This window comes from Aminobacter sp. SR38, assembly GCF_014843375.1.
Classification (GTDB): Bacteria; Pseudomonadota; Alphaproteobacteria; order Rhizobiales; family Rhizobiaceae; genus Aminobacter; species Aminobacter ciceronei.
Genome location: NZ_CP062112.1, coordinates 5359249 through 5383573, shown reverse-complemented (window position 1 = coordinate 5383573; position 24325 = coordinate 5359249). Strand labels below are relative to the sequence as shown.

Annotated in this window: 23 protein-coding genes; 3 read left to right on the top strand and 20 right to left on the bottom strand. The window is 63.7% G+C overall.

Features of this window, described 5'->3' with window-relative positions:
- Window positions 1-53 precede the first annotated feature (53 nt).
- Window positions 54-1280: a formamidase gene (gene fmdA, locus IG197_RS26310; RefSeq protein ID WP_067961192.1), complete on the bottom strand. Its 1227-nt coding sequence runs from the start codon at window positions 1278-1280 to the stop codon at window positions 54-56.
- A 365-nt stretch (window positions 1281-1645) separates the two neighbouring features.
- On the opposite strand from fmdA, the gene IG197_RS26305 reads away from it, so the two are divergent.
- Window positions 1646-2383, top strand: coding sequence for a response regulator (locus IG197_RS26305; protein WP_067961189.1), 738 nt, complete (start codon window positions 1646-1648; stop codon window positions 2381-2383).
- On the opposite strand, the gene IG197_RS26300 is transcribed toward IG197_RS26305, so the two are convergent.
- The 9 genes from IG197_RS26300 to IG197_RS26260 all read right to left on the bottom strand — a co-directional run bounded on the left by IG197_RS26300 (window position 2368) and on the right by IG197_RS26260 (window position 13479).
- Window positions 2368-3570 carry a sensor histidine kinase gene (locus IG197_RS26300; protein ID WP_192315829.1) on the bottom strand — a complete coding sequence of 401 codons (1203 nt, stop codon included), beginning with the start codon at window positions 3568-3570 and terminating at the stop codon, window positions 2368-2370. The two genes, IG197_RS26305 and IG197_RS26300, sit on opposite strands and share 16 nt — an antisense overlap.
- On the bottom strand, window positions 3567-6200 hold the full coding sequence (locus IG197_RS26295) for an ATP-binding protein (RefSeq protein WP_192315828.1): 2634 nt from the start codon (window positions 6198-6200) through the stop codon (window positions 3567-3569). Before IG197_RS26295 ends, IG197_RS26300 begins: the two co-directional genes overlap by 4 nt.
- A gap of 263 nt (window positions 6201-6463) precedes the next feature.
- A complete protein-coding gene (gene dusA, locus IG197_RS26290; protein WP_067961179.1) occupies window positions 6464-7468 on the bottom strand; it encodes a tRNA dihydrouridine(20/20a) synthase DusA in 1005 nt (334 codons plus the stop codon).
- Window positions 7469-7591: 123 nt separating this feature from the next.
- Window positions 7592-8011: a YbaN family protein gene (locus IG197_RS26285; protein ID WP_067961175.1), complete on the bottom strand. Its 420-nt coding sequence runs from the start codon at window positions 8009-8011 to the stop codon at window positions 7592-7594.
- Window positions 8012-8038: 27 nt separating this feature from the next.
- On the bottom strand, window positions 8039-9181 hold the full coding sequence (locus IG197_RS26280) for an alpha-hydroxy acid oxidase (RefSeq protein ID WP_154383954.1): 1143 nt from the start codon (window positions 9179-9181) through the stop codon (window positions 8039-8041).
- A gap of 108 nt (window positions 9182-9289) precedes the next feature.
- On the bottom strand, window positions 9290-9643 hold the full coding sequence (locus IG197_RS26275) for a VOC family protein (protein WP_192315826.1): 354 nt from the start codon (window positions 9641-9643) through the stop codon (window positions 9290-9292).
- 70 nt (window positions 9644-9713) lie between these two features.
- Window positions 9714-10511 carry a xanthine dehydrogenase family protein subunit M gene (locus IG197_RS26270; RefSeq protein ID WP_067961167.1) on the bottom strand — a complete coding sequence of 266 codons (798 nt, stop codon included), beginning with the start codon at window positions 10509-10511 and terminating at the stop codon, window positions 9714-9716.
- A 12-nt stretch (window positions 10512-10523) separates the two neighbouring features.
- The gene (locus IG197_RS26265) at window positions 10524-12875 is read right to left on the bottom strand and encodes a xanthine dehydrogenase family protein molybdopterin-binding subunit (protein WP_067961162.1); all 2352 of its coding nucleotides are present in this window, start codon (window positions 12873-12875) and stop codon (window positions 10524-10526) included.
- 103 nt (window positions 12876-12978) lie between these two features.
- Window positions 12979-13479, bottom strand: coding sequence for a (2Fe-2S)-binding protein (locus IG197_RS26260; protein ID WP_067961159.1), 501 nt, complete (start codon window positions 13477-13479; stop codon window positions 12979-12981).
- Between the two features lie 296 nt (window positions 13480-13775).
- On the opposite strand from IG197_RS26260, the gene IG197_RS26255 reads away from it, so the two are divergent.
- Window positions 13776-14471 carry a fumarylacetoacetate hydrolase family protein gene (locus tag IG197_RS26255; protein WP_192315825.1) on the top strand — a complete coding sequence of 232 codons (696 nt, stop codon included), beginning with the start codon at window positions 13776-13778 and terminating at the stop codon, window positions 14469-14471.
- A 15-nt stretch (window positions 14472-14486) separates the two neighbouring features.
- On the opposite strand, the gene IG197_RS26250 is transcribed toward IG197_RS26255, so the two are convergent.
- The 5 genes from IG197_RS26250 to IG197_RS26230 all read right to left on the bottom strand — a co-directional run bounded on the left by IG197_RS26250 (window position 14487) and on the right by IG197_RS26230 (window position 19401).
- On the bottom strand, window positions 14487-14990 hold the full coding sequence (locus IG197_RS26250; RefSeq protein ID WP_192315824.1) for a MaoC family dehydratase: 504 nt from the start codon (window positions 14988-14990) through the stop codon (window positions 14487-14489).
- 70 nt (window positions 14991-15060) lie between these two features.
- Complete coding sequence (locus IG197_RS26245) at window positions 15061-16569, bottom strand: ATP-binding protein (RefSeq protein WP_192315823.1); 1509 nt, start codon at window positions 16567-16569, stop codon at window positions 15061-15063.
- A 221-nt stretch (window positions 16570-16790) separates the two neighbouring features.
- Entirely contained in the window at window positions 16791-17222 is a 432-nt protein-coding gene (locus tag IG197_RS26240) for a phasin family protein (protein WP_067961147.1), read from the bottom strand.
- A gap of 71 nt (window positions 17223-17293) precedes the next feature.
- Window positions 17294-18589: a DUF445 domain-containing protein gene (locus IG197_RS26235; RefSeq protein ID WP_246765254.1), complete on the bottom strand. Its 1296-nt coding sequence runs from the start codon at window positions 18587-18589 to the stop codon at window positions 17294-17296.
- A 245-nt stretch (window positions 18590-18834) separates the two neighbouring features.
- Window positions 18835-19401, bottom strand: coding sequence for a GNAT family N-acetyltransferase (locus IG197_RS26230; protein ID WP_192315822.1), 567 nt, complete (start codon window positions 19399-19401; stop codon window positions 18835-18837).
- Between the two features lie 231 nt (window positions 19402-19632).
- On the opposite strand from IG197_RS26230, the gene rirA reads away from it, so the two are divergent.
- The gene (rirA, locus tag IG197_RS26225) at window positions 19633-20094 is read left to right on the top strand and encodes an iron-responsive transcriptional regulator RirA (protein WP_067961133.1); all 462 of its coding nucleotides are present in this window, start codon (window positions 19633-19635) and stop codon (window positions 20092-20094) included.
- Between the two features lie 25 nt (window positions 20095-20119).
- Here rirA and IG197_RS26220 read toward each other — a convergent pair whose 3' ends face one another.
- From IG197_RS26220 to hemP, 5 genes are read right to left on the bottom strand one after another with little or no spacing between them, the layout of a single operon-like run.
- On the bottom strand, window positions 20120-20911 hold the full coding sequence (locus IG197_RS26220) for a heme ABC transporter ATP-binding protein (protein WP_067961130.1): 792 nt from the start codon (window positions 20909-20911) through the stop codon (window positions 20120-20122).
- A 22-nt stretch (window positions 20912-20933) separates the two neighbouring features.
- Window positions 20934-22043, bottom strand: a complete 1110-nt coding sequence (locus tag IG197_RS26215) for an iron ABC transporter permease (protein ID WP_192315821.1) — start codon at window positions 22041-22043, stop codon at window positions 20934-20936.
- Between the two features lie 10 nt (window positions 22044-22053).
- The gene (locus IG197_RS26210) at window positions 22054-22956 is read right to left on the bottom strand and encodes a hemin ABC transporter substrate-binding protein (protein ID WP_371746566.1); all 903 of its coding nucleotides are present in this window, start codon (window positions 22954-22956) and stop codon (window positions 22054-22056) included.
- Between the two features lie 8 nt (window positions 22957-22964).
- On the bottom strand, window positions 22965-24017 hold the full coding sequence (locus tag IG197_RS26205) for a hemin-degrading factor (protein ID WP_192315819.1): 1053 nt from the start codon (window positions 24015-24017) through the stop codon (window positions 22965-22967).
- A gap of 10 nt (window positions 24018-24027) precedes the next feature.
- On the bottom strand, window positions 24028-24252 hold the full coding sequence (hemP, locus tag IG197_RS26200; protein ID WP_192315818.1) for a hemin uptake protein HemP: 225 nt from the start codon (window positions 24250-24252) through the stop codon (window positions 24028-24030).
- Between the last annotated feature and the right edge of the window lie 73 nt (window positions 24253-24325).

The window sequence follows — 24325 nt, the reverse complement described above, 5'->3', positions numbered from 1 at the left end:
GCGCCGGCCAGGACCGGGCCTGACCGTCGCTTCATTGTTGTTGTGCAGCCTGATCAGCTCGTCTTGGCAACGTCGGCCTTGAAGTCCTGCTTCTTGGGCCCGAGCGCATTGGGATTGATGTCGAAGTCGAAGATCGCCGTAGGAATGGCCAGGGTGGCGCAGACGTTGGGGATGTCGACGATGCCGGCGATGCGCCCCTCGACCGGTGCCGTGCCGAGGATCATGTAGGCCTGTTCGCCCGAGTAGCCGAATTTCTTGAGGTACTCGATGGCATTCAGGCAGGCACGGCGATAGGCGACGTGAGCGTCGAGGTAATATTGCTCGCCGGTGTGCTCATCGACCGAGATGCCCTCGAAGATAAGATAGTCGTCGAAATGCGGGTCGATCGGGCTCGGCTTGAAGATCGGGTTGATGACGCCGTATTTCGCCATGCCGCCCTTGATGACGTCGACGCTGATATCGACCCAGCCAGCCATTTCAATGGCGCCGCAGAAGGTGATTTCGCCGTCGCCCTGCGAGAAGTGGATGTCTCCCATCGAGAGCCCGCCACCCTTTACATAGACCGGGAAGTAGACTTTCGAACCGCGCGACAGGTTCTTGATGTCGCAGTTGCCACCGTGTTCGCGCGGCGGCACCGTGCGCCAGGCTTCGGCTGCGGCCGTCCGAGCAGCATCGCCCTTCATCTGTCCCATCAGTGCCGTGTCGGCATATGGCAGGGCTGCCAGAGGCGGCACTCGAGCCGGATCGGTCGCCACCAACGCGGCTTCGCGCCGGTTGGCTTCGGCAAGCAGCTTGTGGTCCGGCAGGCAGCCGATCAGGCCGGGATGGATGATGCCGGGGTAGCGCACGCCAGGAATGTGGCGCGACGTCGTGTAGATGCCGTGGAAATCCCAGCAGGATTTGCTGGCCTCCGGATAGTGCTCGGTCAGGAAGCCGCCGCCATTTTCCTTGGCGAACAGGCCGTTGAAGCCCCATTCCGAATCGGGCTTGGCGCCGAGATCAAGAATGTCGACGACCAGCAAATCGCCGGGTTCCGCGCCGTCGACGCCGAACGGGCCGCTGAGATAATGGACGCGCGTCAGGTCGACGTCGCGGACGTCGTTGGCGCTGTTGTTGTTGCCGATCTGGCCTCCCGTCCAGTCATGGCACTCCACCCGGTAGGTGCGCCCAGGCTTGAGGTACTCGACCATCGGGATATCGGGATGCCAACGGTTGTGCGTCTTGATGGCATGGTCTTCGGGCGCCTTGTTCAGATCGACTGAGAATACTGTCTGTGGCATGCGGCTGTTCCTCCTAATCTGCCGGCGTGCAGGGGGGTGGCTTGCGCGCCGTCCCCGTTGCTGCGCCGGGCAGCGCGACGCCGCCCGGCATCACCGTGCGTCGCCAAGCTAGGAGCGGCATGTAATCGCCATGCATCGGAAAGCGGGCCGTATTGTAATTTTTTGTAACCAAACGGATGGCTGCAGGCATGGGCCGCGCAAGGCGACCCATCAATTTCAGCTAGAATTTTCAGTGTATTAGACAGACATTCCCGCGCAGGAAGGATGTCGATCTGCCCGCACCCGCGGGTCGGCGGCGCCGACCGCGACCAATGGCCATCTTCCCTTCTCGACCGGGCCCATGAATTGCGATTATCGTAGCTGCCATGTCAGTTGCCGAGCCAAGATCACGCATTCTCATTGTCGATGACGATCGTCGGCTGTGCAGCTTCCTGGAAAAATTCCTGACCAGCGAAAGTTACGCCATCGTCAGCGCCCATGACGGGCGTTCGATGCGGCGGGCGCTGGCCGACGAGGCCTTCGATCTCGTCATCCTCGATCTCGGCTTTCCCGTCGGCGAGGACGGCGTGACGCTGGCGCGCAGCATGCGCTCGCAATACGACCTGCCGCTGATCATGCTGTCGGGCAAGAACAGCACGATCGACAAGGTCGTCTGCCTCGAACTCGGGGCCGACGACTACATCACCAAGCCTTTCGAACCGCGCGAACTCCTGGCGCGGGTGCGCACTGTGATGCGGCGTTTTGCCAAGCGCATCAACCTGCCCGAGCAGGCAGAAGTGGATCGTTCGGCCGCCGTCTGTTTCGATGGCTGGCAGCTCGATCCCGCACGCTACAAGCTGTCGTCGCCGAACGGCGAGAACGTGCGGCTCACCAGCCAGGAGTTCCAGATCCTGTCCGCGCTGGTCGAACGGCGCGGCCGCATCCTGTCGCGCGAACAGATCCTCGACATCGTCGCCAACCGCAACTGGACGCCTTACGACCGCAGCATCGACGTGCTGATCGGCAAGATACGCCGCAAGTTGCGGGACAATGCGCGCGACACCCAATTCATCAAGACCATTCGCGGCGTCGGCTACATGTTCGCCCCTCAGGGCCGAGACTGAACTGCCCGCGGCAGATAGAGATTGATCCGGGTGCCCTCGTCCGGATTGCTGGAGATGCCCAGGCGCCCGCCCGACTGTCGCACGAAGCCATCGACCATCGGCAGACCGAGGCCACTGCCCTTTCCCGCTGCTTTGGTGGTGAACAGCGGTTCCAGCGCCCGGCGCCGCACCGCCAGCGGCATGCCGTGGCCGGTGTCGATGACCGAAATGACGACATACTGACCGGGCAACAGACCCGAGGCGACGCGGGCGTCATCGGGCCGGACGACAAAATTGCAGGCCTCGAACCGAAGCAGGCCGCCATCCGGCATTGCGTCGCGCGCGTTGAGCGCCAGATTGAGCAGGCTGGTTTCCAGTTGTGCCGGCTGAACTTCGACCTCATGCAGATCGTCCGCCAGTTCGAGCGACAGGCCGATCTTGTCGTCCAGCGTGCGACGCAAGACGCGCATCAGGTCGGGCAGCGCCTCACCCAGATCGACACGGGCCGTGTCACCGCCCTCGCGGCGGCCGAAATTGAGCAGGCGCGAGGTCAGCTCCGTCCCTGCCTTCACCGCCTCCAGCGCATCGTCGACCATCTGCGCCAGTTGAGGCTCGGTCTGCACGTGCTCCTGCAGCCAGCGCAGATTGCCGAGCAGGACAGCCAGGATGTTGTTGAAGTCGTGCGCGATGCCGCCGGTCAGCTGTCCCATCGCCTCGATGCGCTGCATCTGGCCGAGCCGCTCGGCGACCAGGCGCTTTTCCTCCATGAGGCGCGTGCGTTCGAAGCAGCGCTCCAGCGTCGCCAACAGATCGGCACTGTGGAACGGCTTGCACAGATAGTCGTAGGCGCCGGCCTGCAACGCCTCCACCGCCGTCTCGACCGAGGCATAGGCTGTGACCATCAGGCAGATGAGATCGGGGCTTTGCTGGCGAAACGCCCTGACCAGTTCGACACCGTTGCCGACGCCCAACCGCACGTCGACAAGGGCCACCGCCGGCAGGTGCAAGGCCAAAGCGCGCTGGGCTGACGGCGGATCATGCGCGATGATCGCCTGATAGCCTTCGAGCTCGAGCAATCCGGCGAGGCTTGCGGCAAAATCCTCGTCGTCGTCGACGATGAGGACACGCTTCATCTCGGTCGGCTCGGCTGCATGCGGAATGACGTCGTCGCCGATGAAATCGGTCTGCAGATCGGTCTGCTCGGTCATGACGAACCAGCGCCCGCGCGCGGCAACACGATCGACACGCGCGTGCCGGCTCCCTGCTCGCTGTCGATCAGCACCGAGCCGCCATGCTGCTCGACGATGCGCTTGACCAGCGGCATGCCCAATCCGACGCCGAACGCCTTGGTGCTGAACAGCGGCTCGAACACCCGTGCCACTGTCTCGCGCGACATGCCGGTCCCATTGTCGGCAACGCAGATGATGGCGTTGTTGCCCTCGCAGCGGGTCGAGACGACGATTGCCGCGTCATCCGCCGTCTCGCAGGCCTGCAGCGCATTGGCCAGGACGTTGGAAAAGGCCTGCCGCAACCGCTCGCCGTCGGCCGATATCCTGCATCCAGCGGCAAGTTCCAGCTGTATCGGCCGCGCAGCCTCCTGTTCGGCGACATGCTGGGCCACCCATCGGTCGATCAGTATCGGCGAGACGACCAGGGCGTGCTTGCGCGAGAAATCGAGCAGGTCCTCGATGATCCGCACGCAGCGCCAGGCGTTTCGCTGCAGCCGTTCCAATTCCGAGAGTACCGGTGCGTCGGCGCTCTTCAGCGAGCGGCGCAACACGTCGGCTGACGTCACCAACGTGCCAAGCGGATTGCGCAGCTCGTGGCTGACGGTTGCCGTGATCTGACCGATGGCGGCGAGGCGCTCGTTGCTCGCCAGGTCTCGCTGCGTCTGCCGCAACTTTTCCAGCGAGGCGACAAGATCGCGCTCGGCAAGTTCCCGGCTCTCCTGGGACAGCACGATCCACCAGGCGCCGATGCCGAGCAGCGGCAGCAGCGCGAGAAAAACCCTGAGAAGCAGTTGGCCGCTTGCCAGATGCGGCTGCTCCGACCCGGGCTCGATCAGGCGATAAGTCAGCAGAAACACGCCGCCCGAGATCACCGCGAGCGCAAACAGCACACCTGCCACCTTGAGCAGGCGCTGGCCCATGCGCGGGGCGATCTTGTCGCGAATATGCGGCAGCGCCTTCCCGAAATAGCGCGAGCGCGACGTCTGTAGCTCGCCTCCCGGCGCCTTGCAGACATCGTGGCAATGCGAATCCAGGCTGCAGCACAGCGAGCAGATCGGCTGCTCGTAGAAGGTGCAATGCACCATGTCGGAGCCTTCATAGGTGACGCCGCAGATGGCGCACAGATTGGCATCCGACGTGGCCGCCGGCAGGTCGACGGGCTGGCGCGCCAGATAATACCGCCCCTTGGTGGCAACACCGATGGCCACAGCGGAGCCGAGTGCCGTGACAAAGGCGATCGGCGCGGCATAGGCCTGCGCCATGACGCCGAAAATGCCGGAAAAACACAGCAGGGCAACGAACGACGCCAGCGCCATCGAACCGCAGCCGACGGGGTTGAAGTTGTAGAGATAAGCGCGCTTGAACTCCGGGAATGCCGGGCTGACTCCGATCGGCTTGAGGATGGCGAGGTCGGCAAAGATCGAGCCTACCCAGGCAGCGGCGATGATCGAATAGACCGCCAGCACCAGCTCCAGCGTCTGGAAAATGCCCAGCAGCATCAGAAGCAGCGAGATCAGGATGTTGAACACCAGCCAGACGACCCGGCCGGGGTGGTAATGGGTGACGCGCGAGAAGAAATTGGACCAGGCCAGCGAACCGGCATAGGCATTGGTGACGTTGATCTTGACCTGCGAGATCAGCACGAAAACGGCGGCCAGGGTGAGCACGACGCGCGGGTCGGCGCTGACATATTCATAGGCGACGATGTACATGTGGATGGGTTCGAGCGCCGTCGAGCGCGACAGCCCGGCCTGGATGGCGAGCACCGCGAGCAGGCTGCCGCACAGTATCTTGAAACCGCCGACGACGATCCAGCCCGGCCCTGCGGCAATCACCGCCGCCCACCAGCGGAAACGGTTCTCACGCGTCTTGTCAGGCAGGAAGCGCAGATAGTCGACCTGTTCGCCGATCTGGATCGACAGCGCGCACAGAACGCCGATGGCCGAGCCGAAGGCCAGGAAGTTGAACCCCTCGCCTGCCACATCGCTGCCGACGAAAGCCGCCCACTCGTTCAGCGTGTCGGGATGGGCAAACAGGATGTAGGCGAAGGGCGCCAGATGCATGGCGATCCAGATCGGCTGCGACAGCAGCTGCAGCTTGCTGATCAGCGTCACGCCCATGAAGGTGATGGGGATGATGACCACCGAGGAGATGACATAACCCAGCACCAGCGGCACATCGGCGAACAGGTGGAGCGCCTGCGCCATGATCACGCCTTCGAGAGCAAAAAAGATGAAGGTGAATGTCGCGTAGATCAGCGAGGTGATCGTCGAGCCGATATAGCCAAAGCCCGCGCCGCGCGTCAGCAGGTCCATGTCGATGTTGTGGCGGCTGGAATAATAGGCGATCGGCAGGCTCGTCACGAAGACGAACAGGCAGGTCACCAGGATCGCCGGAAAGGCGTTGGCGAAGCCGTAGCTCAGCGTGATCGCGCCGCCGATGGCCTCAAGGGCGAGAAATGAAATGCCGCCGAGTGCTGTGTTGGCAATGACGAATGGCGACCAACGGCGAAACGACCGGGCCGCGTATCGGAGTGAATAATCCTCCAGCGTCTCGTTGGCGATCCAGGAGTGGTAGGATCGCAAGGCCGGCAGTTGCGGCGTTTCCATCACGCGCAGCCTTCACGCGCCATAGCTCCGCCCGGCAATCGGCACATGAAACCGCCCCTCCTCGAACATGCCCCCGCCAAATGATCACACAAACCAAATGGCGAGGCCAGCCCGTCCGGCAACGTCGGAGCATGAGCGGCCATCGGCGCAAACGCTTTGCATGGGGGCAGCGACGGTGTGCGGCCGAATCCTGCGCGAAGTTCGGCTTGCCAACGCGATCCGGGACGTGCCGCGGCCACCGGGCAAGGCCTAAGTTATGGAAGCTATGCAGCCTCGCTGCGGCTCGTCAGGTCAACGGCGGCGAAAGCGTCGCGCAACACCTGCGGCCCGGCACCTGGCTTGTTGGCGTCGGTCGACAGAACCTGACGGTAGCGCCGCGCGCCCGAAAGACCGTGGAACAGCCCGACCATATGGCGCGTGACATGACCGAGACGACCGCCTGATGCGATATGCCGCCCGGCATAGTCGGCCATGGCGTCGATCAGCACCGCATAGTCCATCTCGTGGGCCACTTTGCCATTCAGCAATGCGTCGACACCGCCGAGCACGCTCGGCGTGTGATATGCAGCACGGCCGAGCATCACGCCATCGACCTTGTCGAGATGGTCGCGGCTTTCGTCCAAGCTCTGGATGCCGCCATTGATGCCGATGAATTTGTGCTGGTAACGTGCTTTCAGGCGATAGACCCGGTCATAGTCGAGCGGCGGGATTTCGCGGTTTTCCTTTGGACTGAGCCCTTCCAGCCACGCCTTGCGGGCATGCACCCACAGCGCGTCGGTGCCGGCAGCAAAAACCATGTCGGCAAGAATATCAAGCGCCGGCTCGGGGTCCTGGTTGTCGACGCCGATACGGCACTTTACCGTGACTGGAATGCTGACCACAGCTTTCATCGCCGAAACGCATTCGGCGACGAGCTCCGGCGTCTTCATCAGGCAGGCACCGAATGTGCCCGACTGCACACGGTCGGACGGGCAGCCGACATTGAGGTTGATCTCGTCATAACCGAAGCCTTCGCCGATGCGCGCGGCTTCCGCCAGCTTGGCCGGATCGGAGCCGCCGAGCTGAAGCGCGATAGGGTGTTCGACGGCATCGAAACCAAGCAGGCGCTCGCGCGGACCGTGGATGACGGCATCGGCCACCACCATCTCGGTGTAAAGCAGCGCATCGCCGGTGATCTGCCGATGGAAATTTCGGCAGCATCGATCGGTCCAGTCCATCATCGGTGCGACGGCGACGATTTTCGTGCCGTCGGCGTAGAGCTTGGTCATAAGGTCTCGAATGTATGTGGGGCGGCAATCGCCCTTTAGATAAGGCCGCTCCCTACCACAACAAGGCACGGAAGGCCAAATCCGACCGGTCCCGCCCAAAAGGCGGCGCGACAGCCTCGGACGTCAGCCGTCCGCTTGGCTTGGTTTGGGCTCGGGCCGCGTGCCGACATAAACGGCGCCTGCGACAAAGATCAGTGACACGCCGACCGCTACCCAAGGACCAGGCTTGCTCAACCAGAACAGGCCGTAGCCGAGGGCCATGCCTGTCCAGGCCATGATCTTGGCCCGGCGCGGGATGGCACCCTGTTCGCGCCAGGCGCGTAAGGGCGGGCCGAAAGTCGCATGGCCGAGCAGCCATCCCTCGAAGCGCGGCGACGAGCGACCAAAGCACCAGGCAGCCAGGATAATGAAGATCGTGGTCGGCATGACGGGCAAGAAGGCGCCGACAATGCCGAGCGCCAGCATCAGCAGACCGAGCGCGAAATAGACGCCGCGCTTGGCGCTCGAACTCATCGCACCAGCGCGTCGCAAAAGCTGCTTCATCGCGTCGCCGCCAGCCCAGCCGAACCCTCAGCGCCGGACGATGATACGGCTGTCGACGTCCTTGATGTCGCGCAGGCCGCAGAAGGCCATGGTGATATCGAGCTCCTTGCGGATGATGTCGAGGCACGCGGTCACGCCCGCCTCGCCGCCGGCGCCGAGGCCATAGAGGAACGAGCGGCCGATGAACACGCCCTTGGCGCCAAGGGCCACGGCCTTGAGCACGTCTTGGCCGGAGCGGATGCCGCCATCCATCAGCACCTCGATGCGGTCGCCGACAGCGTCGACGATGCCGGGCAGCGCCGAGATCGAGGAAACCGCGCCGTCGAGCTGGCGGCCGCCATGGTTGGAGACGATCAGCGCGTCGGCGCCGCTTGCCACGGCCTTCTCGGCGTCTTCGGCATCGAGGATTCCCTTGAGGATCAGCTTGCCGCCCCACTGCTCCTTGATCCACTTCACGTCGTCCCAACTGAGCGCCGGGTCGAACTGTTCGGCGGTCCATGACGACAGCGACCGCAGATCGGTGACGCCCTTGGCGTGACCGGCGATATTGCGGAAGGTGCGCCGGTTGGTGCGCAGCATGTTGAGGCACCAGCGCGGCTTGGTCGCCAGATTGATGATGTTGGCAACCGTCATGCGCGGCGGCGTCGACAGGCCGTTGACGATGTCCTTGTGGCGCTGGCCGAGAATCTGCAGGTCGAGCGTCAGCACCAGGGCCGAGCATCTGGCAGCCTTGGCACGACGGATCAGGTTCGAGACGAATTCGCGGTCGCGCATCACATAGAGCTGGAACCAGAACGGCTTCGACGTATTTTCGGCGATGTCTTCGATGGAGCAGATGCTCATCGTCGACAGCGTGAACGGAATGCCGGCCTTCTCTGCAGCGCGTGCGCCATGAATCTCACCGTCGGCATGCTGCATGCCGGTTAGGCCGGTCGGCGCGATCGCCACCGGCATCGACACCGTCTCGCCGGCCATCGTCGTTTCAAGCGTACGGTCGCGCATGTCGACGGCAACGCGCTGGCGCAGCTTGATCGGCACGAAGTCGCTCTCATTCTCGCGATAGGTGCTCTCGGTCCAAGAGCCGGAATCGCAATAGTCGTAGAACATGCGCGGCACCCGGCGCTTGGCGATGGCTCGAAGATCGGCGATCGAGGTAATCGGACGCGCCATTCCACTATGCTCCAGGATGCTGATGACCGGCGGCATGTAAGCCGCCTTCGCGACCGATGCCAAGGCCTGACCGGCAAGATGTCTGTCCGGAAATCGCAGACTTTCGTTCTATGCCCGGTGTTCGAGGATGTTGACGATGTTGCCGAACGGGTCGCGGACAAAAAACCGCCTGACGCCCCAGGGCTCATCGGCAAGATCGTAGACGATCTCAAGGCGTGCGGCCTTCACCCTGTCATAGAGCTCATCGACATTGTCGACCTCGATCGAAAGCAGCGGTACCGGCGTACCCGCCCCACCCTCGCTGGCAACGCCGAGCTGCGGTGTCATCGTGCCGCCGGTGCCGAAGGTCAGGATCCAGCCGTGTTCCATGAGAATGTCGAGCCCGAGCAGGTCGCCGTAGAATGCTTGTGCCGCCCTGGGCTCCGCTGCGTGGAGATTGGCGACGATGCGACGAACGGCCATGTCGTGTTTCCTTTCTGACGTCAAAAGGGGCCCGGAGGCCCCTCTCGGCATTTTTTGCGTTTGCTGGCCCTCAGGCGTTGGCGGCCATGACCGCACGTTTGGCCATCACCACCACCAGGTTGGCGCGATACTCCGGTGTGGCATGGATGTCACCCATCAGGCTGCCTGACGGAACCGTCACCCCCTCCAGCGCCGATGCCTCGAACTTCCTGGTCAGCGCCGCCTCGATCTCCTTGGAGCGGAACACGCCGTCGTCGCCTGCCCCGGTGACTGCCGCACGCACGCCATCCTTGCCCTTGGTCACGAACACGCCGGTCATGGCATAACGCGACGCCGGGTTCGGGAACTTGGCGTAGCCCGACCTGGCCGGCGCGGTGAAGGTGACGGCGGTGACGATCTCGTCGTCCTTGAGCGCTGTTTCGAACAGGCCCTTGAAGAATTTGTCGGCGGCGATCTGGCGCTTGTTGGTGACGATGGTCGCGCCCAGCGCCAGCAGCGCCGAGGGGTAGTCGGCCGCCGGATCGTTGTTGGCGACCGACCCGCCGATGGTGCCGCGATGCCGGACGGCGGGATCGCCGATGTGGCTGGCGAGATGCGACAAGGCCGGGCAGACCTTTTTCAGCTTCTCGTCATTGGCGACGTCGAAATGCGTCGTCGCCGCACCGATGGTGACGTTCTTGCCCGAGACCTTGATGCCCTTGAGGTCGGCGATGTGGTTCAGGTCGACCAGGTCCGAGGGGGCTGCGAGCCGTGTCTTCATCGCCGGGATCAGCGTCATGCCGCCGGCGAGATATTTGGCGTCACCGCTTTTGATCTTCTTGGCGGCGTCCGCGACCGAGGTGGCGCGATGATAGTTGACGGAATACATGGTGCGTCCTCCTCAGTGCTTCGTGCCGGCGCGCAATGCGGCCCAGACCTTGCCCGGCGTCGCCGGCATGGTCAGGTTGTCGTGGCCGAGCGCATCGGTGATGGCGTTGATGACCGCCGGCGGCGAACCGATGGCGCCGGCCTCGCCGCAGCCCTTGATGCCGAGCGGATTGCTCGGACAGGGCGTGTTCGACGTCGATATCTGGAACGACGGCAGATCGTCGGCACGCGGCATGGTGTAGTCCATGTAGCTTGCCGTCAGAAGCTGGCCGCTGGCGTCATAGACAGCGCCTTCCAGCAGCGCCTGGCCGACGCCCTGGGCGATGCCGCCATGCACCTGCCCTTCGACGATCATCGGATTGATGATGTTGCCGAAATCGTCGGCAGCGACGAACTGGACGATATCGGTCTTGCCGGTCTCGGGATCGATCTCGACCTCGCAGATGTAGCAGCCGGCCGGGAAGGTGAAGTTCGACGGATCGTAGAATGCCGTCTCCTTCAGGCCGGGCTCCATGCCTTGCGGCAGGTTGTGTGCGGTATAGGCGGCAAGCGCCATCTGGAACCACGGCACATTCTTGTCGGTGCCGGCGACCTTGAGCTGGCCGTTCTCGATGACGATGTCACCCTCGTCGGCCTCGAGCAGATGTGCTGCGATCTTCTTGGCCTTGGCCTCGACCTTGTCGAGCGCCTTGACGATCGCCGACATGCCGACTGCGCCCGAGCGCGAGCCATAGGTGCCCATGCCCATCTGCACCTTGTCAGTGTCGCCATGGACGATGGAGACACTGTCGAGCGGCACGCCGAAGCGCGAGTTGACGAGCTGGGCGAAGGTCGTCTCATGGCCCTGGCCGTGGCTGTGCGAGCCGGTCAAAACCTCGATGGTCCCGACGGCATTGACCCGCACCTCGGCGGATTCCCACAGGCCGACACCTGCGCCGAGCGACCCCACCGCCGCCGACGGCGCAATGCCGCAGGCCTCGATGTAGCAGCTCATGCCGATGCCGCGCAGCTTGCCTTTCTTGGCCGCCGCAGCCTTGCGCTTGGCAAAGCCGGCATAGTCGGCCTGCTTCATCGCAGCGTCGAGCGAGGCGCCGTAATTGCCGGCGTCGTAGCACATGATGACGGGCGTCTGGTGCGGGAACTGGGTGATGAAGTTGGTTCGCCTGAGTTCGGCCGGCGACACGCCGAGCTCGCGCGCGGCAATCTCCATGGTGCGCTCGAGCACGAAGGTGGCTTCAGGCCGGCCTGCCCCGCGATAGGCATCGACCGGTGCGGTGTTGGTATAGACGGTGCGCACATTGCCGTAGATCGCCGGGATGTTGTACTGGCCCGACAGCAGCGTGGCGTAGAGATAGGTCGGCGTCGCCGAGGAAAATAGCGACATGTAGGCGCCGAGATTGGCGACCGTGTCGACTTTCAGCCCAACGATCCTGTTGTTCTTGTCGAAACCCATCTCGACAGTGGTGTGATGGTCGCGGCCATGGGCGTCGGTGAGGAAACTCTCGGTGCGGTCGGCCACCCACTTGACCGGCACGCCGGTCCGCTTCGAGGCCCACAGGCAGACGATTTCCTCGGGATAGATGTAGATCTTCGAGCCGAAGCCGCCGCCGACGTCGGGTGCGATGACACGCAGCTTGTTTTCCGGCGCGACGTTGTAGAACGCGCTCATCACCAGCCGGGCGACATGCGGGTTCTGCGAGGTCGTCCAGCAGGTGTAGTGATCCTCGGCCTTGTCGTAGTGGCCAAGGGCCGCGCGCGGCTCCATCGCATTCGGAACCAGCCGGTTGTTGACGATGTTGAGCCGGGTGATGTGGGCAGCCGACTTGAGGGCGGCGTCGGTCGCAGCTTCGTCGCCGATGCCCCAGTCGAAGATCAGGTTGCCGTCGGCTTCGGGATGAAGCTGTGGCGCGCCCTTGGCGAGCGCATCGACCGCATCGGCAACCGATTTGCGTTCCTTGTAAGTGATCTCGACAGCTTCGGCGGCGTCGCGCGCCTGGCCCTTGGTGTCGGCCACCACCACCACGACGGCATCACCGACATAGCGCACCCGGTCGACCGCCAGCGGCGACCACGCACCCATCTTCATCGGCGAACCATCTTTGGAATGGATCATCCAACCACAGATCAGGTTGCCGATGCCGTCGGCCTTGAGCTGCTTGCCGGTCAGCACGCCGATGACACCCGGCATCGCCTCGGCCTTTTTGGTGTCGATCTTCTTGATGTCGGCATGGGCGTGCGGGCTGCGCACGAATGCTGCGTGTTTCATGCCCGGCACGACCATGTCGTCGACATAACGTCCGGCGCCTGTGATGAATCTCTTGTCTTCCTTGCGCGCAACCCGCGCGCCGATGCCTTCGATTCCCATTTCAGTTCCTCCCGAACTCAAAAAGCAGATGGCGAATGGTGGCTATGGAAGGAGACCGCGACGGCGTAAGGGACCATGTCCCTGCGCCCTTCGCTCCCCGCCCCTATGCCGCCTTTTTCGCCTTGCTCTTGGACGCCTTCGACATCGTTTTCGAAGCGGCGAGGATCGCCTTGACGATGTTGTGGTAACCTGTGCAGCGGCAGATGTTGCCTTCGAGCTCCGCGCGCACGGTCGCCTCGTCGAGGCCTTCGGGATGCCTGCGGATCATGTCGGTCGCCGTCATGATCATGCCCGGCGTGCAAAAGCCGCACTGCAGGCCATGATGTTCCTTGAACGCCGCCTGGACGGGATGAAGGTCGGCGCCATTGGCGAGGCCTTCGATGGTGGTAACGGTCGAACCCGAGGCCTGTACCGCAAGCATCGAGCAGGACTTCATCGCCTTGCCGTCAACGTGGACGACGCAGGCACCGCATTGCGACGTATCGCAACCGACATGCGTTCCGGTCAGCCCCAAATGCTCACGCAGGAAATGAACGAGAAGCGTGCGGTCCTCCACCGCGCCGCTGACCTTTCGGCCATTCACGACCAAAGATACCTCCGACATGAAACCTCCCATGTTGCCGCGACCGGCCAGGCAGACCCCGCACCAGTCAGGTGAGCAAATCCTATCTGTGCAAATGCAGGCTGCAAGCGCCTTTTTGGATCCAGACACGCAATGCGTGCATGCCAGCGCAGAAAAGACGCCTGATCGCGGCCGCTTCGACTTCAGCCAACTTGCAGCCCAGCCAGCAACGGCCACTTCCCAGGCTGCAGATTGCAAGTGGCCAGACTGCAGATTGCAAGTGGAATGCGCGCGCGGATCGTGCCAAAAGCCGTCATCACGTTTGCGGGAGGCCCTGCTTGGTCAACTTCGTCATCTCTCCGCCCGAGCCAGCTTCGGTCGCCATTTCAGGATCTTCGCACCGGTTTCCGGTACGGCGCATCTTCTGCGTCGGCCGCAACTACGCAGCGCATGCCCGCGAAATGGGCAAGGATCCCGATCGCGAGCCGCCGTTCTTCTTCGGCAAGCCGGCAGATTCTGTCGTCGACAGCGGCAAGACGATCCCCTACCCGCCGCTGACCGGCGACCTGCACCACGAGATCGAGCTTGTCGTCGCCATCGCCAAGGGCGGATCGAACATCGCCGCGGCCGACGCGCTCGACCACGTCTGGGGCTACGGCGTCGGCATCGACTTGACCCGCCGCGACCTGCAGGACGCCGCCAAGAAACTCGGTCGCCCCTGGGATTGGGGCAAGGGTTTCGACCGCTCGGCACCATGCGGACCGCTGGTGTCGGTGTCCGACATCGGCCACCCCGACAAAGGCCGGGTGTGGCTCGCCGTCAATGGCGAAACCAGGCAGCAAGGCGACCTCTCCGAACTGATCTGGTCGATCCCCGAAGTGATCGCCATCTGCAGTGAATCGATGGAACTGAAGGCCGGCGACCTGATCTACACCGGCACGCCGGCGGGCGTCGGCGCGGTCAAGCCAGGAGACCGCATGACAGGCGGTGTCGACGGCGTCGGCGAGATCGAGATTTCGATCGCTGCACGGTAACTGGCGGGCGGCGGCTCAGGCCGTCGCCTTCTTGCGCTTTTCGTAGAGCATGACGAGCGTTTCGGCGACGAGCGCCGGCTTGTCCTCGCCTTCGATCTCGATGGTGTTTTCGGCCTTGAGCAGATATTGGCCCGGGCCCTTGTCGTCCATCGACATCAGCACGGTGCGCAGGCGCACCCGCGAGCCGACCTTCACCGGCGAGATGAAACGCACCTTGTCGAGGCCATAGTTGAAGGCAGCAAGCGTATTCTCGGGCACCACGCCGATTTCCTGGACCAGCGCGCCAATCAGCGACAATGTCAGGAAGCCATGCGCCACCGTGGTGCGGAACGGACTGCGCCGTTTCGCTCTTTCGGGATCGACGTGGATCCACTGGCGGTCGCCGGTGCAGTCGGCAAAGGCATCGATGCGGCTCTGGTCGACAAGCACCCAATCGGAAACGCCGAGTTCCTGCCCGATATTTTCGCGCAATTCCTCATAGGTCTCGATGGGCTTCCGCACGCTTCCCTCTCCTGACATGAGCTGGCCAAGTCGGCGTTGGGGACCATAAACGAGGCGCGTTTGTCAACCTCCAAGCGCAGCGGAAAGGCTATTCCGCAGCCTCGCGCTCGGGCAGATCGTCGGTTCTCTCGGGGTCGCCGGGGGCTGTTTCGCAGCCGAGTTCGGGGAACGCCACCGAGCGCTTGCCGTGGAAATCGGTGCGCACGACAACCAGCCCCTGCTCCTCGAAATAGGTCAGCAGCCGCCGCGCCCGGCGCGCCGAATGGCTGCCATAGGCATGCGCGATCGCAGCGTCGGATGGGCAAGGCGCGCCTTTGACCGCTGCCTGGGCAACGATCAGGAACACCGCCTGCAGATCCTCGGGAAGTGTCACGGACATGCCGAGGGCCTGTTGCCAGGTATCGCTCGACGCGGTTTCTTCATCGATGCCCGAACGCGCCACCGCGTAGCGGCGGCGGAACATCGACAGCGGCGGCGGCTCGCCCTGCATACGCTTGATGCGGCAGCGGACGAGAAAATCCTGGTACAGCACGGCGTCCGTACGGAACGCCGCGTCGGGATCCTCGACCATCTCGCGCACGATGGTATCGATCAGGGCCTCGCGCTCAGCTTCATCGAACAGCGGGAAGATCGGCTCGGCAACGGGCGCCGAGGCCTCGGCGCGCACCTGGGAAAGCTGGGCGATGATATCGGCCGTGGGCGTCGGCGCAGGCGGCGCCGTGCGTCGGACCGTCTGGCGCGCTTCCAGCGGCGCCGGCGCAAAGATCAGGTCGCGCGTGTCTTCGCTGGCGTCGGGCAGTGGCATCAGCTTGGGGCTGACCGAACGTGCCGAGGTCTCGACCGGGCCGATGGCGACCGGCAGCGGCCGGCGCGACATCGCCGGTCCAAGCGCGATGAAATTGCCGCGCGCCAGATCGCGGAACATTTCGGCCTGGCGCCGCTCCATGCCGAGCAGGTCGGCGGCGCGCGCCATGTCGATGTCGAGGAAGGTGCGGCCCATCAGGAAGTTGGACGCCTCGGCGGCGACGTTCTTGGCGAGCTTGGCCAGGCGCTGGGTGGCGATGACGCCGGCCAGGCCGCGCTTGCGGCCGCGGCACATCAGGTTGGTCATCGCGCCAAGCGAGATCTTGCGGGCTTCGTCGGAGACCTCGCCGGCGATGGCCGGCGCAAACAGCTGCGCCTCGTCGACCACGACCAGAACCGGGTACCAGAAATCACGCTCGGCATCGAACATGCCGTTCAGGAACGCTGCGGCACCACGCATCTGCTGCTCGACGTCGAGGCCCTCGAGATTGAGCACGACCGATACGCGATGCTGGCGGATTCGGCCGGCAATGCGGGTCAGTTCGGCTTCGGTACGCTGGGCATCGACGACGACATGTCCGAACTTGTCGGCGAGCGTTACGAAATCACCCTCGGGGTCGATGACGCACTGCTGCACCCACGGCGCGCTCTGTTCGAGCAGGCGACGCAACAGATGCGACTTTCCCGAGCCCGAATTGCCTTGAACCAGCAAACGGGTCGCCAACAGTTCTTCGAGATCAACCTGAGCCTTCGTCCCGCCGGACGCCGCCCCCATCTCGATGCCTACCTTCATCCTCTACCCCAGTTGAACCCTGCTGCGCCGGTCCGCGAGTCCGTATCGATTCGCGGAAGCCACAATAGCCGGATTCAAAGTGTTAAAGCGTCTTTGTGCGCCCGGACGGACGCACCACGCTCCGATGGTGATCGCCCTTCAATAGCATCCGATCGCGGGCAATGCGCGAGCGCTCTCGCGAAACCCACAAGAGAGCTGAGGTCAGGACTGGATCGGTACGGCTACTTCTTCTTGTCGAAGCTGTCGCGGATTTCCTCGATCGATTCATGGATGCGGCTGCGCAGGATATCGACGGATTCCGTGCCCGACTTGCGTACGATGGAGGCTACCTCGCCGGCATTCTTGACGGCAGCCTCGAATGAGCGCTTGGCGAAGTCGGCCTGCCTGGAAATCAGCTCCTGCGGGTTGCCTGGCGCCCGAAGCCCCTGGGCGGCCTCGGTGATCTCATGCAAGGCTTCCTGCAGCATCTCGCGCTGCTTCGCCACCAGCGACGAGGCTCCGGAGGCCGTCGCCTTGACCGATTGTTCCAGCGCCTCGAGATTCTTGCGGTGATGGCCGATGATCGTGTCGACATCGACCGCGGGCATCTTCAGGTCGCGCCCGAATTTCGAAAACATGTCCATGAAGGATTCCGGTTCCGGCTTCTTCGCCATGGCTCGCTCCCGTTTGGCTCCGGGCGTCCCCCGGAGGTCGCAAGGTCAGCATAGACGAGCAAGGCGGCCGGTCAATTCGCAAGCACCAGCAACTCGAGTGAATACAGCGCGAGGCCGGCAAGACCACCGATCAGCATGCCGTTGAAGCGGATATATTGCAGGTCGCGGCCGATGTTGATCTCGATCAGCCGGGTCAGCTGGCCGAGATCCCAGCGCTTGACCTGTTCGGAGATGAAACCGGAAACACCGCTTTTCTGGCTTTCGACGAACGAGGCGAGTGCCACGACGAAACCGGCATTCATGTCGGCGCGGATATGGGGGTCGCGCGCCAGGTTCTGGCCGACTTCGACGAACAGGCTGGTCAGGTGCCTTCGCGTCATCGAATTGGGCGACGCGACATCCTGCTCGATGAAACCGCGCATGCTTTTCCAGACATCCTGCGCCAGCCCGCGCAACTCCGGGCGGGCGAGGAAGTTGCGCTTCAGCTGCTCGGCGCGCTTGGCATAGTCAGGCGAATGGCGAAGCTGGTCGATGAAACCGTGGACGAACTGGTCGAACTCGCCGCGCAGCGGATGGTCGGGATCGCCCCTGACATCTTCAAGCAGCGTCGCTGCCGACGCCACGATCCGCTTGAGCAGATAGGCATCGGCCCGGAACAGATTGAACACCGACGGCAGCTCTTCCCTGATCTTCTCGCGCAGCACGGTCAGAGCCTGCTCGTCGCTGAGGAAATTGCCGATGATCTTGGTGAACTCGTCGAGCAGGCGCTGGTGGCGGCGATCTTCGGTGAAGGCTGTCAACAGCTCCGCCACCAGCGGTGCGACCTCGACCTTGCCGATGCGCTCCAACATACGCCGCGTCGCGAAATCCCGCAGGCCCGAGCCTTCGATCGCCTGCAGCATCTGCGGCACCAGCCGGCCGACAAAAACCGACAGCCCCTCCGCTCTTTGGCGGTCCGACAGCCAATCGGCGACGAGCGCTGCGAAATCCACTTCCTTGAGCTTCTGCCGCACCGGCTCCGGCGCCAGGAAGTTGGATTCGATGAAACGGCCGAGATTGTCGGCGATCCGGTTTTGATTGGATGGAATGATTGCCGTATGCGGGATCGGCAGGCCGAGCGGCCGCTTGAACAGCGCCACCACGGCATACCAGTCGGCGAGGCCGCCGATCGTCGCCGCCTCGGCAAAGGCGGCGACAAAACCGAGCCACGGCCAGCGCCCCTGCAGCGACTTGGCGAGGGCAAAGATAGCAACGCAGACAACCAGTGCGCCGGTTGCGATGAACTTTGTCCGCCGCAGGGCGGACAGTTTTGCCGCCTCGTCGGCACTCAAGGCCGTGGGCATGGCGTCGCCGTTTGCTGCAACCATTCCAGGTCCGTCCTTGCTCATTTCCCGCCCTCGCCCGTGGCAGCCAGGCCGACGCGACAAACATGTCCCATGCCGGTCAGATATCGAGACGGCGCGCCCGATTACAACCCTTCCGGCAAATCAGATTTCCTCATCCTGAAAAGCCTGTGCTTGAAAGGGTGATGCCGGGAGCCCGCAAATCCAGGTGACCGGGATCGCCGATCTGCGGCGCATCGATGAGCGCAGCCGCGCCTCGTCGAGGCAGGTCAGGCAGCAATGGCCTTGCCGGCACCGCGCCTGCCGAGAACGGCGGACGCGCGCCAATCGGCATCAAGGCCTGCCGCGCCGTCGAGTTCGATGATGCCGTTGGTTTCGCCGTGCTGGAAGCTGAGTTTGGCATTGAAACGCCGGGCCAGCGCCTTCATGGCGCTGTTGTTGGCGTGCGTCGTCACCTGCAGCCTGAGGTAGCCGAGCCCCCTCGCCTGGGCAACGAGGCGCTGGAAAAGCCGTCCGCCGATGCCCAGGTTCTGGATCTTGTGCTCGACGCTGAAGGCGATTTCGGCAGTCGGCTCGCTCTCTTCGGCGCGTTCGTGCAGCTCGGCTGCGGCAAGTACCTTGTCGCCCTCGACATAGCCGATGACCGTCGCCCCCTCGCGGAAGCTGCGCTCGGCATAGGCTTGGAGAAAGCCGTCATGGGTCAGGCCGTTGAAGCGGTCGCGCCGGCTCTGGTCGTCAAGTCTCAGCAGATGTTCGGCAAAGCGGGGCAGATCGGACGGCCGCAACTGACGGATGACGCCCGTCAATGGCCTTTGTGTGCGTATGATCTGTTCCATGTCGCAGTCCTCATGGGTTCCTCCCTGAGTCTCCAACTCCCGACATCGCTAATATTGTGCAGCGCAGCATCAAAATCAACCGTTTTGACCTTTACGTAAATGCAAGGCTGCTATGCGCCAAAAATATGACTATCTCCGTCATATATAATTTGAAACCCTGTCTGGAATTGTTCTAAGGTATGGGCCATATTAGCCGGACTCGCGGACTCAACGCAGAGCAAGGAACACGCAATGCGCCTCACACGCCAGACCAACTACGCCATGCGCATCCTGATGTATTGCGCGGCCAATGAAGGACGGCTGAGCCGCGTTCCTGAAATCGCCGCTGCCTATACGGTGTCGGAACTGTTCCTGTTCAAAATCCTGCAGCCGCTGGTCGAAGCCAAGCTGGTCGAGACGGTGCGTGGCCGCAACGGCGGCGTGCGCCTTGCCAAGCCGGCCGACCAGATCTCGCTCTTCGACGTCGTCCGCGTCACCGAAGAGAGCTTCGCCATGGCCGAGTGCTTCGAGAACGATGCCGCCGAGTGCCCGCTTGTCGACAGCTGCGGCCTGAATTCCGCCCTGCGCGAAGCGCTCAACGCCTTCTTCGAAGTGCTGGCGCGCTACACCATCGCCGATCTGGTCGCTGCACGTCCCAACATGCGCGACCTGCTCGGGCTGCACTTCCCCGAGCCCAGCGCCCTGGCCAGCTGACACGCCCTGGCCAAGTGCAAAGGCTTCAGGCCACGGCCGATTGCGGCAGCACGAACGGGATATCCCCCTGAGGCAGCGCACCGACGCGCAGCCGGCAGCCGAACACCTTTTCGATCAGACCATCGGTGAGCACGACCTGCGGGGCACCCGCGGCCGCAAGCTTGCCGCGATGCATGACGCAGATCTGGTCGGCATACATCGCCGTCAGATTGAGGTCGTGCAGGATCGCGACAACGCCGCCGCCGCGCCGCGCGAAATCGCGGGCGATGTTCATGATGATCAGCTGGTGCTTGATGTCGAGGCTCGACACCGGCTCGTCGAGGAACAGATAGCGCGGCTGCCCGTCCAGCACCGGCGCCCACACCTGGCACAAGACGCGGGCAAGCTGCACGCGCTGCTGTTCGCCGCCTGAAAGCTCCTGATAGAAGCGTCCGGCAAAGCCTTCGAGATCGACCCGGGCCAGCGCCCGCTCCGGCAGCCGGTCGTCCTCGCCCGCCAATGCGCCTGAGCGGCCGCCCGTCACGCCAAGCTTGACGATCTCGCGCACCGTGAAGGGAAATGACAGCGCCGTCGACTGCGGCAGCACCGCACGGATGCTTGCCGCTTCCCATGGCTTCAGCTTCACTGCGTCGCGCCCATTGAGCGATACCTGGCCCGAATAGGCCAGTTCGCCCGTCAGCGCTCTCAGGAAGGTCGTCTTGCCGGAACCATTGGGTCCGACGATCGCTGCCAGTTCACCCGGACGTACGGTGAAATCCACATCGCTGACGATGCGCGTGCTGCCGATCGACACCGAAACCTGGCGTGCTTCGATCATGAGTACCTCACAGTTCGCCGCATCAAAGATCGACGACGCCGCGCTTGCGCAGCAATATCCACAGGAAGAACGGGCCACCGACGGCGGCGGTGACGATGCCGATCGGCAACTCGGCGGGTGCCACGATGGTGCGGCTCACCGCGTCCGCCAGCAGCAGCAGGCATGCGCCCAGAAGCGCCGACGCCGGCAAGAGGTAGCGGTTGTCGGGTCCGATCGCCAGGCGCAGCAGATGCGGCACGACGATGCCGACAAAGCCGATGCCGCCGCTGACCGCCACCGATGCGCCGATCGCCGCCGAAACCGCAACGATCGCGACATATTTCAGCCGCTGGACCGGAACGCCGAGATGGCTTGCCGTCGCCTCGCCCAAGGCAAGTGCATTCAGCCCCTTGGCCATGAAAGGCGTCGTCGCCAGGGCCAGGACGATGATCGGGCCGGCACCCGCGATCTTCAGCCAGGTCGCGCCGGCCAGCGAGCCGAGCTGCCAGAATGTCAGGTCGCGCAATTGCCTGTCGTCGGCGATGTAGACCAGCACCCCGGTCAGGGCCATGGCCATCGCGCCCAGCGCGATGCCGGCCAAAAGCATGGTGGCGATCGAGGTGCGCCCCTGCCGCGTGGCGACATTGTAGAGGATGATGGTGGTGAGCAGGCCACCGCCAAATGCCGAGAATGGCAGCGCGTAGCTGCCGAGCAGCGCCGTGAACGGTGCAAGCACGGTCGCGCCCAGCACGATCACCGAGACGGCGCCAAGGCCCGCGCCTGCCGATACACCGACCAGGCCGGGATCGGCCAGCGGATTGCGGAACAGGCCCTGCATGACCGCGCCCGATACGGCAAGCGCTGCGCCCACCAGCATGCCCAGCACGATGCGCGGCAGGCGAATGTCGTAGACGATGACGCTGTCGCGCATCGACAACGCCTCATTGCCCGGCGTCGCGCCGAACAGCCAGCTGCGAACGAGCCCAAGCGCCGAGGCGTCGGATGCGCCCCATGTCAGGCTGAACAGCGCCGTTGCGGCCAGCGCCAGGGCAAGCAGGCCGATGACCAGCAAAGCACGAGCGGAGCGGTCGCCGTCGACTCGGCGACCTCTCTCCTGCACGCCGGCGCCGCCGGCGATCGTTTCATCCACCACTGTCCTGGCCTTACTTCTTGACGGCGTCGCCATAGAGCGCAACGGCGAGGTCCTTGATCGCAGCTGCCGTGCGCGGGCCGAAGCCGAGCAGATAGGCGCCGTCCATGCGGATAACTCGCCTGGCCTGACCGGCCGGCGTCGAGGCGATAGCTGGATGGGCGAACAGCTCGTCGTCGGGGACTGCGGTGCCGCCGCCACGATCCATCATCAAGATCACATCGGGCCTGGCGGTGATCGCCGCCTCGTCGGTGAGCTGCTTGTAGCCAGGGTAGCCTTCGACCGCATTGACGGCACCTGCCAGCGCGATGATGCCGTCGGCAGCGGTATGGTTGCCAGACGCCAGGATTTTGCCGCCCTGCATGCTGAGGATGAACAGCACGCGTTTGCGCTCGCCTTGCGCAATGTCCTTGGTCAGCGCCTCGGCTTCCGACAGCTGCTTGCCGACGTCGGCGGCAAGCGCCTCGGCCTTGGCATCGGCGCCAAGCGCCTTGCCGACGATGCGGATCTTCTGGAGGATGCCGTCATGGCTGAAGCCTTCCGGCACCTGGATATACGGGACGCTGGCCTTCTTGAGGACGTCGATCGCCTCCTTTGGGCCGCTGCCCTCGAGCGCCAGAATGCCGGTCGGATTGACCGACAGCACACCCTCGGGCGACAGCGCCCGCATATAGCCGACGTCGGGAAGCTTGAAGACCGCTTCCGGATAGACGCTGGTCGAATCACGGGCAATGAGCGCTCCCTCTTCGCCGAGCGCATAGACGATTTCGGTGATCGAGCCGCCGACGGAGGCGACGCGGGTGCGATCAGGAAGGACTGTGGCGCCCTCGACGGCCATGCTGGCGGTGCCAGTGGCCAGCAGCACCGACAGGCCTAGTGCGGCTGAGCGAAGCAGCCGTTGGGGTGTCGACATCATCATGCTCCTCAGGCCGCGTTCTGCTGCGCAACCGGCAGGGACTCGACCAGGTCGCGCCAATCCGCGCGCTCGTCGTGGCCTTCCTTACGCTTGCCGAAGAACTGGATGATCATCTCGCCATTGGCATCATAGGCCTCGACCGAGGTGACATGGCCGTCCTTGGTCGGCTTGCGAACTGCCCAGAGCTCGTGGACGTGATCGGTCCTGAGATGCAGGTGGAACGTCTCGTCCATCACATTGAGCCACGGACCCATCGGCTTGATGTTCTGGACCGAGCCGGAATGAATCTGGATACAGCCATGGTTGCCGACGAAGCACATGATCAGCTGGCCGCTTGCGGCCGCCCGGTCGAACACTTCGGTCAGCGCGCCATGTTCCAGCTTCCAGGCATAGTCCTGGCCGACCATGCGCATGGCCTGCTGGCGGCCGAGCTTGAGCGACTTCAGCATGCCGAAGAACTCATGCGTGTCGGTCAGCTTGCTCCAGCGGTCGCGCAACTCCTCAACACCGGTCGACGTCTCCTCGTCCGGCGACTTCACCACTGAAGGAACCGTCACGATCGACGGGTCCTGATTGTCGCTGATCAAGGTTTCGACCAGCTTCTGATATGCGTAGAGGTTGGAAGCCGGACGCAGGTGGATCTTGTGCACCGCCGTGCCGGCGGCGTCGAAGAACTGCAGGCTGCGGCGAATGTCGTCGCCGTCGCGCTTTTCCACGGCAAAGCCATGAACCCAGGCCCTCGGAAAGATCCTGAGATCGATCTGTTCGCCGAGCACCATCGCGGCTTGCGCGCCGGGCACGACCTTGTCGTAGATGCCGATCTTCTCATGGACCGCGCTTTCGTTGCGGGTCAGAGCCATGACCTCGCCGACGGCCTCGATGCCGGCGAGCAGATCATTGACGCGCGGTTCGATGCGAACGACACCCTCGCCGCAATGCGCGGCCACCAGCTCAGCCTCGGAAATGCCGAGCTGGCTGGCGAGATCGCGCTCGCGCATCTTGGGGTTGTCAGTTCGCGCCCGCCTGATTTCGTGTGGGTTGGGCCTTACGCGCTGGTCCATTTGAAAACACCTACTTGTTGAGAATGAGCTTGCCCTGACGGGTAATCTTCAGGCGGTAGAGAGCGCCGCCATGGTCGATGCCGATCTCGAATTCACCGAGAAACAGCGACTCGCTGGTCAATGTTCTGACAGCGAGGGAACCTGCGATCGGACGCGCCGCAACCTGGCCTTCAGGCCGGCGGTATCCGTGCCGGAATTGGCCAGAACGGAAATGGTTCGGATTGTGCGAATTCATCTCATTCCACTCCTTCATCCGTCCGCCGCGCCGGAAAGCCCGGACGAGGCCCTCATGCTTGAATCTATTAGTT

What these genes read in the sequence shown, in the direction of transcription:
- fmdA (WP_067961192.1), bottom strand. Translation starts at nt 1,280, where the DNA reads ATGCCACAGACAGTATTCTCAGTCGATCTGAACAAGGCGCCCGAAGAC.
- IG197_RS26295 (WP_192315828.1), bottom strand. Translation starts at nt 6,200, where the DNA reads ATGGAAACGCCGCAACTGCCGGCCTTGCGATCCTACCACTCCTGGATC.
- IG197_RS26245 (WP_192315823.1), bottom strand. Translation starts at nt 16,569, where the DNA reads ATGAAGGTAGGCATCGAGATGGGGGCGGCGTCCGGCGGGACGAAGGCT.
- dusA (WP_067961179.1), bottom strand. Translation starts at nt 7,468, where the DNA reads ATGACCAAGCTCTACGCCGACGGCACGAAAATCGTCGCCGTCGCACCG.
- IG197_RS26210 (WP_371746566.1), bottom strand. Translation starts at nt 22,956, where the DNA reads ATGATGTCGACACCCCAACGGCTGCTTCGCTCAGCCGCACTAGGCCTG.
- IG197_RS26220 (WP_067961130.1), bottom strand. Translation starts at nt 20,911, where the DNA reads ATGATCGAAGCACGCCAGGTTTCGGTGTCGATCGGCAGCACGCGCATC.
- IG197_RS26285 (WP_067961175.1), bottom strand. Translation starts at nt 8,011, where the DNA reads ATGAAGCAGCTTTTGCGACGCGCTGGTGCGATGAGTTCGAGCGCCAAG.
- IG197_RS26230 (WP_192315822.1), bottom strand. Translation starts at nt 19,401, where the DNA reads ATGGAACAGATCATACGCACACAAAGGCCATTGACGGGCGTCATCCGT.
- IG197_RS26235 (WP_246765254.1), bottom strand. Translation starts at nt 18,589, where the DNA reads ATGGTTGCAGCAAACGGCGACGCCATGCCCACGGCCTTGAGTGCCGAC.
- IG197_RS26275 (WP_192315826.1), bottom strand. Translation starts at nt 9,643, where the DNA reads ATGGCCGTTCGTCGCATCGTCGCCAATCTCCACGCAGCGGAGCCCAGG.
- IG197_RS26280 (WP_154383954.1), bottom strand. Translation starts at nt 9,181, where the DNA reads ATGGCGCGTCCGATTACCTCGATCGCCGATCTTCGAGCCATCGCCAAG.
- IG197_RS26300 (WP_192315829.1), bottom strand. Translation starts at nt 3,570, where the DNA reads ATGACCGAGCAGACCGATCTGCAGACCGATTTCATCGGCGACGACGTC.
- IG197_RS26260 (WP_067961159.1), bottom strand. Translation starts at nt 13,479, where the DNA reads ATGTCGGAGGTATCTTTGGTCGTGAATGGCCGAAAGGTCAGCGGCGCG.
- IG197_RS26265 (WP_067961162.1), bottom strand. Translation starts at nt 12,875, where the DNA reads ATGGGAATCGAAGGCATCGGCGCGCGGGTTGCGCGCAAGGAAGACAAG.
- IG197_RS26305 (WP_067961189.1), top strand. Translation starts at nt 1,646, where the DNA reads ATGTCAGTTGCCGAGCCAAGATCACGCATTCTCATTGTCGATGACGAT.
- hemP (WP_192315818.1), bottom strand. Translation starts at nt 24,252, where the DNA reads ATGAATTCGCACAATCCGAACCATTTCCGTTCTGGCCAATTCCGGCAC.
- rirA (WP_067961133.1), top strand. Translation starts at nt 19,633, where the DNA reads ATGCGCCTCACACGCCAGACCAACTACGCCATGCGCATCCTGATGTAT.
- IG197_RS26270 (WP_067961167.1), bottom strand. Translation starts at nt 10,511, where the DNA reads ATGTATTCCGTCAACTATCATCGCGCCACCTCGGTCGCGGACGCCGCC.
- IG197_RS26205 (WP_192315819.1), bottom strand. Translation starts at nt 24,017, where the DNA reads ATGGACCAGCGCGTAAGGCCCAACCCACACGAAATCAGGCGGGCGCGA.
- IG197_RS26240 (WP_067961147.1), bottom strand. Translation starts at nt 17,222, where the DNA reads ATGGCGAAGAAGCCGGAACCGGAATCCTTCATGGACATGTTTTCGAAA.
- IG197_RS26250 (WP_192315824.1), bottom strand. Translation starts at nt 14,990, where the DNA reads ATGTCAGGAGAGGGAAGCGTGCGGAAGCCCATCGAGACCTATGAGGAA.